At 58.6% G+C, this 13,307-nt stretch carries 11 protein-coding genes; 7 read left to right on the plus strand and 4 right to left on the minus strand.

Annotation, left to right across the window (positions count from 1 at the left end):
• Positions 1-2: 2 nt before the first annotated feature.
• On the minus strand, positions 3-2,234 hold the full coding sequence (locus ADB08_RS11070) for a S9 family peptidase (RefSeq protein ID WP_414630015.1): 2,232 nt from the start codon (positions 2,232-2,234) through the stop codon (positions 3-5).
• A gap of 5 nt (positions 2,235-2,239) precedes the next feature.
• Entirely contained in the window at positions 2,240-3,133 is an 894-nt protein-coding gene (locus ADB08_RS11075; protein ID WP_049173073.1) for a phosphoribosylaminoimidazolesuccinocarboxamide synthase, read from the minus strand.
• Positions 3,134-3,429: 296 nt separating this feature from the next.
• Here ADB08_RS11075 and ADB08_RS11080 point away from each other — a divergent pair, with 296 nt between their 5' ends.
• The 7 genes from ADB08_RS11080 (at position 3,430) to ADB08_RS11110 (ending at position 10,425) form a co-directional block, all read left to right on the plus strand.
• A complete protein-coding gene (locus ADB08_RS11080; RefSeq protein ID WP_016421400.1) occupies positions 3,430-4,752 on the plus strand; it encodes an acetyl-CoA C-acetyltransferase in 1,323 nt (440 codons plus the stop codon).
• Positions 4,753-4,799: 47 nt separating this feature from the next.
• Positions 4,800-6,158 (plus strand): 3-oxoacyl-ACP reductase, encoded by a 1,359-nt coding sequence (locus ADB08_RS11085; protein WP_049173074.1) that lies wholly within the window; start codon positions 4,800-4,802, stop codon positions 6,156-6,158.
• A gap of 53 nt (positions 6,159-6,211) precedes the next feature.
• On the plus strand, positions 6,212-7,174 hold the full coding sequence (locus tag ADB08_RS11090; protein WP_016421402.1) for a MaoC/PaaZ C-terminal domain-containing protein: 963 nt from the start codon (positions 6,212-6,214) through the stop codon (positions 7,172-7,174).
• Between the two features lie 351 nt (positions 7,175-7,525).
• Positions 7,526-7,990: a class Ib ribonucleoside-diphosphate reductase assembly flavoprotein NrdI gene (nrdI, locus tag ADB08_RS11095; RefSeq protein ID WP_080971522.1), complete on the plus strand. Its 465-nt coding sequence runs from the start codon at positions 7,526-7,528 to the stop codon at positions 7,988-7,990.
• Positions 7,987-8,991, plus strand: coding sequence for a class 1b ribonucleoside-diphosphate reductase subunit beta (nrdF, locus tag ADB08_RS11100; protein ID WP_080971523.1), 1,005 nt, complete (start codon positions 7,987-7,989; stop codon positions 8,989-8,991). The genes nrdI and nrdF overlap by 4 nt, the downstream gene beginning before the upstream one ends.
• A 42-nt stretch (positions 8,992-9,033) precedes the next feature.
• Entirely contained in the window at positions 9,034-9,609 is a 576-nt protein-coding gene (locus ADB08_RS11105; protein WP_016421405.1) for an NADPH-dependent FMN reductase, read from the plus strand.
• Positions 9,610-9,729: 120 nt separating this feature from the next.
• Positions 9,730-10,425 (plus strand): VOC family protein, encoded by a 696-nt coding sequence (locus ADB08_RS11110; protein WP_049173075.1) that lies wholly within the window; start codon positions 9,730-9,732, stop codon positions 10,423-10,425.
• A 2-nt stretch (positions 10,426-10,427) separates the two neighbouring features.
• On the opposite strand, the gene ADB08_RS11115 is transcribed toward ADB08_RS11110, so the two are convergent.
• A complete protein-coding gene (locus tag ADB08_RS11115) occupies positions 10,428-12,404 on the minus strand; it encodes a vWA domain-containing protein (RefSeq protein ID WP_049173076.1) in 1,977 nt (658 codons plus the stop codon).
• A 192-nt stretch (positions 12,405-12,596) separates the two neighbouring features.
• The coding region (locus tag ADB08_RS11440) for an IS30 family transposase (RefSeq protein WP_049170654.1) at positions 12,597-13,307 on the minus strand (711 nt) is incomplete at its 5' end.

Raw genomic sequence — 13,307 nt, forward strand, 5'->3', positions numbered from 1 at the left:
CGTTACTCCACCGCACCAGCAGTGTGGACAATCCAGGCGTACTCGAAGGCAGTCTGACGCCAGCGTTCGTAACGACCGGAAACACCACCATGACCTGCGGACATCTCGGTCTTGAGCAGGAACTGCCCCGGCTGACCTCCGACAACCTCGCGCAGCTTGGCGATCCACTTTGCCGGCTCCACGTAGAGCACGCGGGTGTCGTTCAAACTAGTAATCGCGAGAATCTTCGGGTACTTCGCATCGGCCGAGATGTTCTCGTACGGCGCGTAGGAGGCCATGTAGTCGTAGACCTCCGGGTCGTGGTAGGGATCGCCCCACTCATCCCACTCCACCACGGTCAGCGGCAGCTCTGGCATCAGCATGGATGTCAGGCAGTCGACAAACGGGACCACGGCCTGAATGCCCGCGAACCTATCGCCAGCAATGTTCGCGACCACGCCCATCAGCATGCCGCCCGCCGAACCGCCGAGTGCTACCAGCTGCTCGCGTGTGGTCCACCCAGAATCCAGCAGGTAGTCAGCGACGGCGACGAAGTCAGTGAATGTGTTCTTCTTCGTGGTTGCGCGACCGTTCTCCCACCAGCCGCGGCCCATTTCGCCACCACCGCGGACGTGTGCAATGACAAAAATCATCCCACGATCCAGCAGCGACAGTCGCGCGATGGAAAAGCCAGGATCCATCGAGGCTTCATAGGAACCGTAGCCGTAGAGCAGCGTCGGATTCGGCTTGCTCAGGTCCAGGTCCGCGCGGTGGATAATCGATACCGGAATCTGGGCACCGTCGGCTGCACTCACCCATTCACGCTTGGCGACGTAATCACCGCGATTAAACTTCCCGCGAATCTTCTGCTCCTTGAGCAGCACCCGCTTGCCCGAGGCAATATCAATCTGCCAAAGCTGCGACGGCGTGGTGAAGGAGCCGTAAGCGTAGCGCAACACCGGGGTGTCCCATTCAGCATTGCCGGTAGTGCCTGCGGAATAGAGCTCTTCGTCGAAGTCGAGCTCGACGAAGTTCACAGCGGACGCTGGCACTGGACCAGCAGCATGGCTTGTATCAGAGGAATCACCAGCGGAGCCAGCACCATCCTCATCCTGATCCAATACCGCCAGCGCCACACGGCCAATACCGCCACGACGGTAACCAAACGCGATGTGCCCAGCGAAGCAGTCGACGCCCTCAACGCGGACGTCATCGCGGTGGGCAACCAGCTCAGTGAGATCCGAAATGCTGTCGAAAGACCCCGCCGGCACCATGGCCAGTGCGAAGTTCGAACCAGTCATATTGTGTGTAATCAGCCACATATCCCGGCCGCTAATGACGGCGTGATCGATGTCGTATTCAACACCGGCCTCACGCGGGCGCACGCAGGTGAACTCACCGGTCGGGTCACTGGCGTCCAGGTACCAAACCTCGGAAGTAATCTTCGAGGAGCTCTCAATAATCAGGTACTTTTCGCTGCGTACCGTGCCGACTCCAACCCAGTAGGCCTCATCGGGCTCATGGAAGACACAGACATCATCCTCGGTGGAGGTGCCCACGCGGTGACGCCACACGGAATCCGGCCGCCAGGCTTCGTCGACCTTCTGGTAGAAGATCCACTCGGAGCCGACCCAGGTAGCACCTGCGGCGATGCCCGCAATTTCGTCATCAAGCAGTTCACCCGTGCGCAGATCCTTTACGCGCAGCGTGTAGCGTTCGTCGCCTGTGACGTCGGTGGAATAGGCCAGCAGATTGCCGTCCGCGGAGACGCTCGCTGCGCCGAGGGCGAAGAAATCATGGCCTTCGGCCAGCTCGTTGGCATCCAGGATGACCTGTTCTCCTGGTGCTGGGGCATCGTCGGCGATGGTCGGCGGCGTCCACGCGGCAAGACCGTCACCGGCCTCCGCACGCACGCGACAGCTCATCCCGTAGGACTTGCCCTCCTGCGTGCGCGAGTAGTACCACCAGCCGTTAAGGCGAGTTGGGACCGACATGTCGGTCTCCTGCACGCGCGACTTGATCTCCTTAAAAATCGCGTCCGCGGTGCCGTCAAGATCGGAGGTAAAAGCCTCCGTATAGGCATTTTCAGCCTCTAGGTAGTCGATAACCTCGGAGTTTTCCTTATCGCGGAGCCACTCGAAGTTATCGGTGAAGTCCCTTCCGTGGAAGGACCGAGTCACCGGCTTCCGTTGTGCACGGGGTGCGGGCAAATCCTTTTTTGCAGGCTTGCCGACGGATGCCGAGTCCAAGGTCACTTCGCTCACGCAGGTTCTCCAATCCAGTCCGAGAAGCGGCGGCCCGACAGTCGTTCGTAGGCCTCGACGTACCGCTCGCGAGTTGCTTCCACAACACTACCCGGCAGCGCCGGCGGCGGAGTGCCCTCGTCCTTCTTCCAGCCGGACTTGGAGCAGGTCAGCCAGTTTCGGACGTACTGCTTGTCGAAGCTCGGGTTAACCGAACCCTCCTGGTAGGAGTCGGCTGGCCAGTAGCGGGAGGAGTCCGGGGTGAGAACCTCGTCGGCCAGCACCAGGTTGCCGTCGGAGTCGAGGCCGAACTCAAACTTGGTGTCGGCCAGGATGATGCCGCGCTTAGCAGCCAGTTCAGCAGCCTGGGAGTAGATGCGCAGGGTGGCATCGCGAAGCTCTTCGGCGCGCTTCTGCCCCAGGGACTCCACAACGGCGTCGAAGGAGACATTCTCGTCGTGCTCGCCCAGCTCAGCCTTGGTGGCCGGGGTAAAAATCGGTTCTGGCAACTTGGAGCCCTCGACGAGGCCCTCTGGCAGCTCAATGCCACAGACAGTGCCGTTTTCCTTGTACTCGACCAGGCCAGAGCCTGTCAGGTAGCCACGTGCGACGCACTCGAATGGCAGCATGTCCAGCTTCTTGCACACCAGCGCACGACCTAGGCACTCCTCCGGAATGCGCTCATCGTCAGCCGGGCCAGCCATGTGGTTCGGGAAGTCAATCTCATCGAAGAAGAACACGCTCATCGCGGTGAGCACTCGACCCTTGTCAGGAATCGGGGTCTCCAGAATGTGGTCGAAGGCAGAAATACGGTCACTGACCACAAGCAGCAGAGTCTCAGGGTCAATCTCGTAGATTTCCCGGACCTTGCCCGCGGAAAGATGGTTATACGAGGAAAGTTCAGGTCGCATGGCGATAAAGTCTAAACCCCTATACGCCTTTGCACTCTATTGATACCTCCGGCCGCCACCCCAACTAGTGGGGATTGACGCAATTACCGTCGTCAAGCGGGAAAACTTTTGAGATTCCGGAGTGCTGCCCATCGAATTTTTCACAGGTGGACGACGGTGTTTGCCCCTCACCTCCCCCGCTCGGTAGATGACTGGACAAAAATATTTCTAAAAACGTGACAGAAAACACCGATACCAGTATTGTCTAAATTTAGTAATTCACGTCACACTTCAAGGATTTTGAAGGGAACAATCACATGGCAGCTCAGGCCAACAATAACTCTCTGCGCCGCGCAGTCGTCGTCGGTGGTAACCGCATTCCGTTCGCTCGTTCTAATAAGGAATACGCTAACGAGTCGAACCAGGACATGCTGACCGCTGCAATCGACGGTCTCGTCGCCCGCTTCGGTATCGGCGGCGAGCGCCTCGGCGCAGTCTCCGCCGGCGCTGTGCTGAAGCACTCCCGTGACTTTAACCTCACCCGTGAGTGTGTCCTCGGCTCCGCACTGGCGCCGGACACCCCGGCTTTCGACATTCAGATGGCATGTGCCACCGGCATGGAAGCCCTCAACTCTGTCTCCAACATGATCAAGCTGGGCCAGATTGACTCCGCCATCGCCGGCGGCGTGGACACCACCTCCGACGCTCCGATTGCTGTCAACGACCGTCTGCGCAAGATCCTGCTGGAGGCCAGCCGCCAGAAGTCCACTCTTGACATGGCAAAGGTTTTCCTGAAGGCTCGTCCATCCGACCTGGCTCCGGACACCCCGTCGACCGGTGAGCCACGCACTGGCCTGTCCATGGGTGAGCACCAGGCAATCACCACCGCCAAGTGGGGCGTTACCCGCGCCGAGCAGGACGAGCTCGCCGCCGCTTCCCACCAGAACATGGCAAACGCTTACGACGAGGGCTTCTTCACTGACCTCGTCACCCCGTACAAGGGCGTTTCCCGCGACACCAACATGCGCCCGGACTCCACCCCGGAGAAGCTGGCCAAGCTCAAGCCAGTCTTCGGCCGCGGCCTGGAAGCAGAGCCGACCATGACCGCCGGTAACTCCACTCCGCTTACCGACGGCGCCTCCGCCGTCCTCGTCTCCACCCCGGAGTGGGCCGCTGAGCGCGGTCTGCCGGTGCTTGCCGACGTCGTCGATTCCGAGGCGGCCGCAGTTGACTTCGTCCACGGCGACGAGGGCCTGCTGATGGCTCCGGCTTACGCCACCCCGCGCCTGCTGGCCCGCAACGGCTGGACCTTCGACGACTTCGACTTCTTCGAGATCCACGAGGCCTTCGCCGGCACTGTCCTGTCCACCATGAAGGCATGGGAGGACGAGGAGTTCTGCCGCACCAAGCTCGGACTGGAAGGCCCGCTGGGCTCCATCCCGCGCGAGAAGCTCAACGTCAAGGGCTCTTCTCTGGCAGCCGGCCACCCATTCGCCGCTACCGGCGGCCGCATTGTGGCAGCCCTCGCCAAGATGCTGCGCCAGAAGGCAGACGAGACCGGCAAGACCACTCGCGGCCTGATCTCCGTTTGTGCTGCGGGCGGCCAGGGTGTTGTCGCAGTTCTCGAGGCTCGCGTCTAAAAGCGCACCACCGATAAAGACACTTTTACTTTCAAGGAGAATTTTCCATGACCGATAAGTACCAGGAACTCGTCAACGGTGGTCCGCTCACTGGACTGGCTAAGGCCGCTGGCCTGCCGCAGCCACCGTTCCTGCGCCGCCACAAGCCGGGCGGTCCGCTGCTGAACAACGACAAGGTGCTCGTCACCGGCGAGGGTGCAGATGCAGACGCAGTTGCAGCTCAGCTGGCTGAGTGGGGTCTGCAGGTCCGTCGTGGCAACGCCGCTGACGACAAGATTGGTGCCATTGTCCTCGTCGCCACTGAGGCCAAGCGTCCGGCAGAGCTGCAGGGCCCAGTGCTCGCTGCTGCAAAGCACATGCGCAAGCTGGACAAGGGTGGTCGCATCGTCACCGTCTCCCGCGCCAAGGATGCTCACCACAACGCAACCCCGGCCGAGATCGCTGAGAACGCTGTCGCCGGTGGTATCGAGGGCCTGATTCGCTCCCTCGGCCACGAGGTTCGTGGCGGCTCCACCGCCAACGGCATCCTCGTTGCTCCGGGGGTCTCGGTCACCGCGCCATCCGTGATTTCCTCCCTGCACTTCTTCCTCTCCGGCCGCTCGGCCTTCATCGACGGCCAGTTCCTCCGCGTCACCTCCGACGCGGGCGAGATCCCGTCCGACTGGGATAAGCCGCTGGCTGGCAAGGTTGCCGCTGTCACCGGTTCCGCCCGTGGTATCGGTGCCGCTATCGCTCGCCAGCTCAAGGCTGACGGCGCAGAGGTCATCGTCATCGACGTTCCACAGGCGGGCGAGGCTCTGTCCAAGGTTGCCAACGAGCTCGGTGGCCTGGCTCTGCAGCAGGACATCACTGCCGACGACGCCGGCAACGCCATTGCCGATGCCGCTGTGGCCCGCTACGGTCGCCTGGACATCGTCATCCACAACGCAGGCATCACCCGCGACAAGATGTTCGCCAACATGGACGACGCCAAGTGGGGCTCGGTCATCGCCGTCAACATCGAGTCTCAGCTGAAGATGAACGAGCAGCTGCTGAACCACAAGGCCTTCGAGAAGGCTCCGCGTATTGCCACCATGGCTTCCACCTCCGGTATCGCAGGTAACCGCGGCCAGACCAACTACGCCACCTCCAAGGCCGGCGTTATCGCAATGGTCGAGGCTTACGCTGAGGAGTTTGCTAAGCGCGGCGGCAACATCAACGCTGTTGCTCCGGGCTTCATCGAGACCGACATGACCGCTGCTATTCCGTTCGTCAACCGCCAGGTTGCTCGACGCGTGAACTCGCTGCAGCAGGGTGGCCAGCCGGGCGATGTCGCCCAGGCAATCGCCTTCCTGGTCTCCGACCGCGCTCTCGGCGTCAATGGTCACGTCCTGCGCGTCTGCGGTCAGAACATCGTCGGCGCCTAAGCGAAGTCGCGGCTTCCGCATAGGCTCCCGATAAGGAGGAAAGAGGAAAACTTATGGCTAAGACCCTGGATGCCATTCCCAATCTGGTTCCGCTCTACGCCAAGGCAGCTGCTGGTTCGGCGAAGAAACGCCCGAACTCCACCGAAATCAAGGTCGATGAACTAGTGGTCAAGGGCGTCACTGTCGATGCCGACCGTGACCAGGACTTCCGCGACGTCGTTGGCGCCCCGAAGTCTGAACAGGCTTTCTTCGGCCACATCCACGCCCTAATCATGCCCATCCAGATGGAGCTAATGGCTGCGGATGATTTCCCGCTGCCGATGATGGGCCTGGTCCACACCGAGAACACCTACCGCGAAATCTCGCCTGTCACACTCGGTGGCAAAGTTGATATCGCGGTGAAGGTTGCCGCATTCCGCGCTCACCGCTCGGGCACTGAGGTTGTTCTGGAGTCAACTGTTACATCGTCCACATCCGGCGCCACCTTGGTCGAGGAGCAGTCGGTGTATCTGGCCAAGGGCGTTCGCCTGAAGGATGCCGAGGGCTTCGAAGAGGTCCAGGCACAGCGTGAGGCCATCAAGTCCGGCGCCGAGACCATCAAACGCGAGCAGTTCAAGGTTCCCTTCCCCACCGCTCAGTGGAAGCTGGCTGGCAACACCGGCCGCAAGTGGGCCAAGGTTTCCGGTGACTGGAACCCGATTCACATCACCTCTGTCTCCGCGAAGGCTCTGGGCATGCCAGCAGCGATTGCACACGGCATGTACACCGCCTCCCGCGCGCTGGCTGAGGCACAGGTTCTGCCGGGTCAGTCGTACGAGTTCCAGATTTCCTTCGGTGCGCCGGTCGTTCTGCCGACCACCATCAATGTCGCACTCACCCACACCGGTGACGGTGCAGGTGCTGCTCACAACCTGACTGAGGGCAGCTCCAACATCGGCCGCGCAGTCAACATTGTCGCGTGGGATCGCAAGAAGAAGCGTCCGCACTTCACCGGAAGTGTTCGTCCGCTGAAGTAGTTGATGCGAAAGCGCTGTAGAAAACGCCGCGCTTTGGAAAACCAGTCTCCTCATCGACTGGGCCTTTCCAAAGCGCGGCGGTTTTGTTTCCCTGTTGTGCTTTTGCCCGGGGCACGACTGGAGCCCCCTCCGAGAGACACCACCTCCTCCCTCTCCCCCCGGCCGGCAACCCCGCCACTTTCCCGCCTTGAAGATCAGCTGCTGGGTTTTTCCGCCGTTAATGAAGAGTCGCGGCTTTACTTCGCAATTGCGTGACTAAGCACTTTTCAACCGCATGTAGGCAACGCCTTGTTGACACCCCATTCACTCCTCTATTTTATGTTCAATCCATTGAACATAGGAGGTAATCGAGTGTCTTCATCATCGAAGACGCCGCTGACTTTCACGGAACTCCCACCGGAGGAGTCACCCCGAATCGTGTACTTCTCCAGTGCTTCTGAAAACACTCACCGGTTCGTCCAAAAGCTGGCTCAACCAGCAGCACGCATCCCGTTACATCCGCGAAAAGACGGAATGATTCGCGTTTGCAGCCCATTTGTCCTGATCACACCGACTTATGGTGGCGGATGTCGGCGCCGCGCGGTACCTAAGCAAGTCATCGCTTTTCTCAACGACGAAACCAACAGGAGTTTCATCCGCGGTGTCATCACCTCGGGCAACACAAATTTCGGCACCGACTTTTGCATAGCCGGAGCCATCATTTCTGCAAAATGCCAGGTTCCGGAGCTATACCACTATGAGCTACTGGGGACAGACCACGATGTGGAGAACGTCAAAGAGGGCCTGGAAAAATTCTGGAGGAGCGCTACTTCTTGAACATCTACAGCTATTCAACTACGCCACCGTCTTTTCGAAAGGACCCAGCTGCCCGCCTTCGGCCAATCAACTGGAACCGAGTGCAAGATGACAAAGATCTCGAAGTGTGGAATCGCCTAACAGCAAATTTTTGGCTGCCCGAAAAAGTTCCGCTGTCCAATGACCTTGCAGACTGGCGACGTCTCACCGATCTAGAACGCGAGCTGACCATGAAGGTCTTCACCGGACTGACCATGCTCGACACAGTCCAGGCGTCTGTCGGGGAGATTTCCCAAATTCAAGATGCCCGCACCGAACATGAAGAGGCCGTCTACACGAATATCGCTTTCATGCAAGCAGTGCATGCAAAGTCTTATTCTTCAGTATTTTCTACGCTATCCAATACCCCTGACATCGACGCTGCCTACCAATGGGCAGTCGCCAATGACATCCTGCAGGCTCGGTCAAAAGCTGTGCTCAAACACTATTACGGCGACGTTCCACTCAAGCGAAAGGCGGCAGCAACGCTTCTTTCGTCCTTCTCGCTCTACGCCGGCTTCTACCTCCCGCTGCACTTCGCATCACGTGGCATCCTGACCAATACCGCCGACATGGTGCGCCTGATTCTGCGTGACAAAGCTGTTCACGGCTATTACTCCGGCTACAAATTCCAGCGAGGCGTAGAAACCTACGACACCGCCACGCAAACGCAGATGAAGGCTTTCGTCTTCGAACTTCTCGATGATCTATACCAGCTCGAACTGAGGTACTCCGAAGCCCTATACCAACCACTCGGGCTCTACGACGACGTTGCCAACTTCATTCGATACAACGCCAACAAAGCGCTCATGAACTTGGGATACCCGCAGCGGTTTAACCATGAAGAGACCGCCTTCAAGCCCGAAATTCTCGCCGCCCTCACCCCGGGGTCAGATGAAAACCACGACTTTTTCTCCGGTTCCGGCTCCGCATATGTCATCGGAAAAGCCGAAGACACCGCAGATGAAGACTGGGATTTCTAAATCCACGTCTTTCCCCATACATCCTAAGAAAGGAACATTCGCATGACTGCACAGATTTCTATCCTGGTAGGAAGCTTGCGTCGAGCCTCCTATGCACGAAAGATTGCACTCAAGGCAGCCACGTACTTCCCCGATGACTTCAAAGTCGACATCGTCGAGATTCGTGACCTCCCTCTCTACAACTTCGACTACGACGACCCCGCAGTGTCCGATATTGCGACTCCCGCGGAATACACCAGTTTCCGGGAAACCATTAAAGCCAGCGATGGCATCCTATTTGTCACCCCAGAAAACAACCGCACAATTCCTGCAGCTCTGAAGAATGCCGTTGACATCGGATCTAAGCCCAACGGTGATGTGGCATGGAAGAACCTGCCCGCGGGAATTATCAGCCACTCCGTCGGCCGTATGGGCGGTTATAGCTCTCAGAAGAACTTGCGACTCGCGCTGTCGTACTTCGACATGCCGATGCTCGGTCAGCCAGAGGTCTTCCTGGGACAATCGCCAACACTCATTGACGAACAAGGAGAATTCACGTCGTCAAGCACTGAGGACTTTGTTCGCGACTACATCAACAGATTTGCAGACCTAGTTCGCGAGCAGAGCCCACGCCACTAACTGAAATCCCCTAATCAGCGCAGCGTTACTGGGGATATCGCCGTATGAAGATTCTTCACTGACTAGGATCAAACGCTGCGTTCTCTGCGCGGTTAGGCGCTCGTCGTTAGGCTCATTTTCATGACTGTTTCTATCTCGGCCGTGATCGCGCTTAACGACGACCCCCGCGCCGCTGCGCGGTTTTACGCCGAAGGTTTTCACTCCAACATCAAGCCCAACTCCACCACGCTCACCATCGGCGGGATGGACTTTGAACTCATTGAGAACGGGAACCGCCGATTAACCCCCGCTGTGTCTTTTATGGTGCGATTTGCCCCTGGTCAGGAAAACCAGCTGCGCAGACTGTGGGAGCATCTGATGGCGGGTGATGAAACCATCAGCGGTGGTGCTACGCTCATGCCCCTGACCAGCTACGATTTCTCGCCGCTCTTTGGCTGGTTGGTCGACGGCAATGGGGTCAACTGGCAACTGATGATTGATTCCTTAACCAGCGGGGCTGCAAGCACGGACGCTGCCGCAAAGACAGCGAATCCCGCCGTTATTCCCTACTTCATGTGGACAGGCGACGAACCACAGGCTGCCGCCGCCACCGAGGTATACAACCGGCTTTTCGGGTCAGGGAATTTCATGACGCTCGACTCGCCGGGCATGCACAATTTCACCTTCGGCGACGGTGTGGCGATGCGCCTCTCCAGCGATTCGGCCGAAGAGGTCGAAAGCGCCTGCCAAGCGCTTGGCCTAACAGGCGCTGAGGTTGCCGAGGGCACGGAAGCCGTCGTCAAGCCTGACCGATTCGGCGTGTACTGGACGCTCTAGCGTTACTTACGGGTCAACGCGATTGCCGCGCCGACGACGGCTAACAGAACTGCACCAATAGAGAACCACATCATGTTGGAAGAGCCGTCATCCTCGTTTTCTTCGGTGCCCTTCGGATTCTGCTGGCTACTAGTCGGGGCCTCGCTACTTGGCGACTTGTGCGCGACCTGTTCAAAAGCTGGGCCCGGAATCTTCTCGCCGACCAACTCCGTGGTCAGCTGGTAAGTCACCGGGACGTTTTGAACACCCGCGACATCGTGGGATTGACCGGCACCCCAGCTGTTGTTGAAGAAGACAACGATGTACTGGTCGCCATCCAACCAGGCTCTTTCAGCCTCGTAATCGCCCGACTTTTCACTATCTTCGCCGATCCGATTGCGATAGTTAATCCGGGCCGAGTTACCAAATGTAGTCTCTTCACCGATCTGGTGTTCATTGGCCGGACGGTTTTCCTCGCTGCCGGCGAGCTGGCGTGCCGAGTTCAGCGTCTTGATATCCAGGCCGGAGATCTGTGCAAGCTTGTCCGCTTCTGGGGCGTCAATGAGTTTGACGGCGCCGCGGAGCTGCTGCCCATACTCGGACTTGATCTTGTACACGTGCGTCTCACCAGGAACAATGTCGGCCGTGACGCTGCTGATGTTGTCGGCAGTAAGTTCCGTGGCGTCATCGAACCACGAACCTGGGGTGACCTTCTTAGCCTGATCTGCTTCCGGTGTCGCGGGCGGAGGGTTCAAGCTCTCCTTGTCGGACGGGAACGCCTCCGGCACATCAATCAGGTTTTCGTTGGCGAAACGCTTGATGGTTACTTCTGCAGGAATGTCCTGGCCCTCGAAGGAGCCGCCTTTCCGAGCCACGGAGAACACCACATTGCCCGGCTTACAGTCCCCCTCAGCTCCCCCGGACTGCTTGGTTGTTATCGATGCGAAAAAGGGGCCATTGGAGTCGATGATGCCATTGCCGAAATCATTGGCCAGGAAGCAACTGCTGTCATCCAAATGCATAGTGAGCGCGAAGTTACGAACATCTAGGTCCATCAACGTCGCGCCTGACGACGCTCCCGGCACGGTAGCCGCACTAATTGCAAGCCGCTCTCCCTCAGCGACCGGGACGGAGAAGTACTCAGCACCGTCGCCTTCCTGATTACTGATGCTGCGCTCGGACTCAGGAGTCTTTTCCCGCAGCTTGGTCGAGAACGTTTCCACGTCGGCAGGCACCTGGGGAGCGCTCGTAGGAGCGTCGCCGCCCTGTATCTCTTGCGCGCTGGACTTCGCGGTGCGTGCGGTGCGGGTCGCCAGCGTCTTCATGGACTCAGCCAGCGAATCGGAGTCCTGGGCGTCCAGGTACTCACCGCCAGTGGCCTCAGCAATGCACTCCAGTTCAGCACGTGCACCTGCATCAACAAGGAAACCAACTGTGTTGATGACCAGGTCAATGCCCTGCTGCTTGAGTTCCTTGGCTACCTCGCACACCGGTGGCGGAGCACAGGTGTCCTCACCATCGGAGACCAACACAATCGAACGTTGCCCTTCTTTCGGCAACTCATCGGCAGCCTGACGCAGCGCAGGCCCCATCGGGGTGTGGCCGGAGGCTTGGACCTTTCCTACTTCAGCAGGAATCTTCGCCGAGTTACCCGCCTGCACGGGCAGCAGCGTGGTGATGTCCTGACAGCCAGCTTCCCGCTCCTCCGGCGAATTGCCAACTTCCGTGCCGTAGACCATGAACCCAATTTCGGAGTCCTCTGACACCGATCCCGCGAACTTACTCGTGGCAGTCTTCGCTGCCTCCATTCGGGTCTGGCCGCCCGCGTCGTCGGCAAGCATTGACCCTGAAGCATCCAGGATCACCATGGTTGGCGAGATAGTACTCGCGGCCTCTTGCGCCTGTGCACGCCCTGTTGTGATTCCCGCAAAAGAGCCTACGAGCACCAGCAGCATGGAGATGGAGAGCACGACCGCTGAGAGTTGTCTTCTTCTGATCATGTGGTCGGTTCCTTTTCTTCAAGCGTAAATCTTCAAGCGTAAAAAGAACGTTACATGACAAAAGTATGTCTGATTCTCAAGATAATGACTGGGCAGACCCCAAAAATTACGGGCGCCAAATATGATTACGGGCTGCAAATGTGAAACTGTATGAGTTTATGACACTTTCAGGCAATTTTTCAGGCGGTAGGGTCAGGCGGTCATTGCATCATGGATAACACCAGAGATTACCTCCCGGGGAGTTAACCCGTCGAGCACTACCCGTGGCCGGTTATTCAGCAATGCTTCCGCCTCGGCGACCTCTTGGTCGGTGACATCGGTAAAGTTGGTGCCTTTGGGGAAATAAAACCGGATATCCCGGTTCATCCGCTCATTGCTACCTCGCTGCCACGGCGAATGCGGATCGGCGAAAAACACCTGGATATTCTCCGCGACAGAAAACTCGGTGTGTTTGGCAAACTCCACTCCCTGATCCCAGGTCAACGTCGAAATCGTGGTGTCCATCGACTCTTTGAGCCGACGAATCATCCGTACCATCACCTCATTGACACTGGCGGCAGTATGGTCAGTGCCGAGTCTGCCGAGCAGCACAAACCTGCTGCGGCGTTCCACCAACGTCGCTAAAGCACTGGTGCCATCTGCGCCAATAATCAAATCGCCTTCCCAATGACCGGGTACCGCACGATCATTGGCTTCGGCTGGGCGAAGTGAAATATTGGCATCATGAGTCCAGCGTTTTCCACGTGGCTTGGGCACCCCGGCTAAAAGCGAGCGGGGTTTACGCCCTGGCCGGGTAGTCCGGCAGGACTTTTCAAACACAAGTTCTTTGCGCAAGCTGCCTGCCCCTTGTACGTAAAGGGCCTGGTAAATCGACTCGTGGCTAATAGTCATGGACGTATTATC

The organism is Corynebacterium sp. 239_CJEI (genome assembly GCF_001055995.1).
GTDB classification, from domain to species: domain Bacteria; phylum Actinomycetota; class Actinomycetes; order Mycobacteriales; family Mycobacteriaceae; genus Corynebacterium; species Corynebacterium jeikeium_D.

Coding starts and splice junctions, on each gene's coding strand:
- ADB08_RS11075 (WP_049173073.1), bottom strand. CDS start 3,133: ATGCGACCTGAACTTTCCTCGTATAACCATCTTTCCGCGGGCAAGGTC.
- ADB08_RS11080 (WP_016421400.1), top strand. CDS start 3,430: ATGGCAGCTCAGGCCAACAATAACTCTCTGCGCCGCGCAGTCGTCGTC.
- ADB08_RS11085 (WP_049173074.1), top strand. CDS start 4,800: ATGACCGATAAGTACCAGGAACTCGTCAACGGTGGTCCGCTCACTGGA.
- ADB08_RS11090 (WP_016421402.1), top strand. CDS start 6,212: ATGGCTAAGACCCTGGATGCCATTCCCAATCTGGTTCCGCTCTACGCC.
- ADB08_RS11105 (WP_016421405.1), top strand. CDS start 9,034: ATGACTGCACAGATTTCTATCCTGGTAGGAAGCTTGCGTCGAGCCTCC.
- ADB08_RS11110 (WP_049173075.1), top strand. CDS start 9,730: ATGACTGTTTCTATCTCGGCCGTGATCGCGCTTAACGACGACCCCCGC.
- ADB08_RS11115 (WP_049173076.1), bottom strand. CDS start 12,404: ATGATCAGAAGAAGACAACTCTCAGCGGTCGTGCTCTCCATCTCCATG.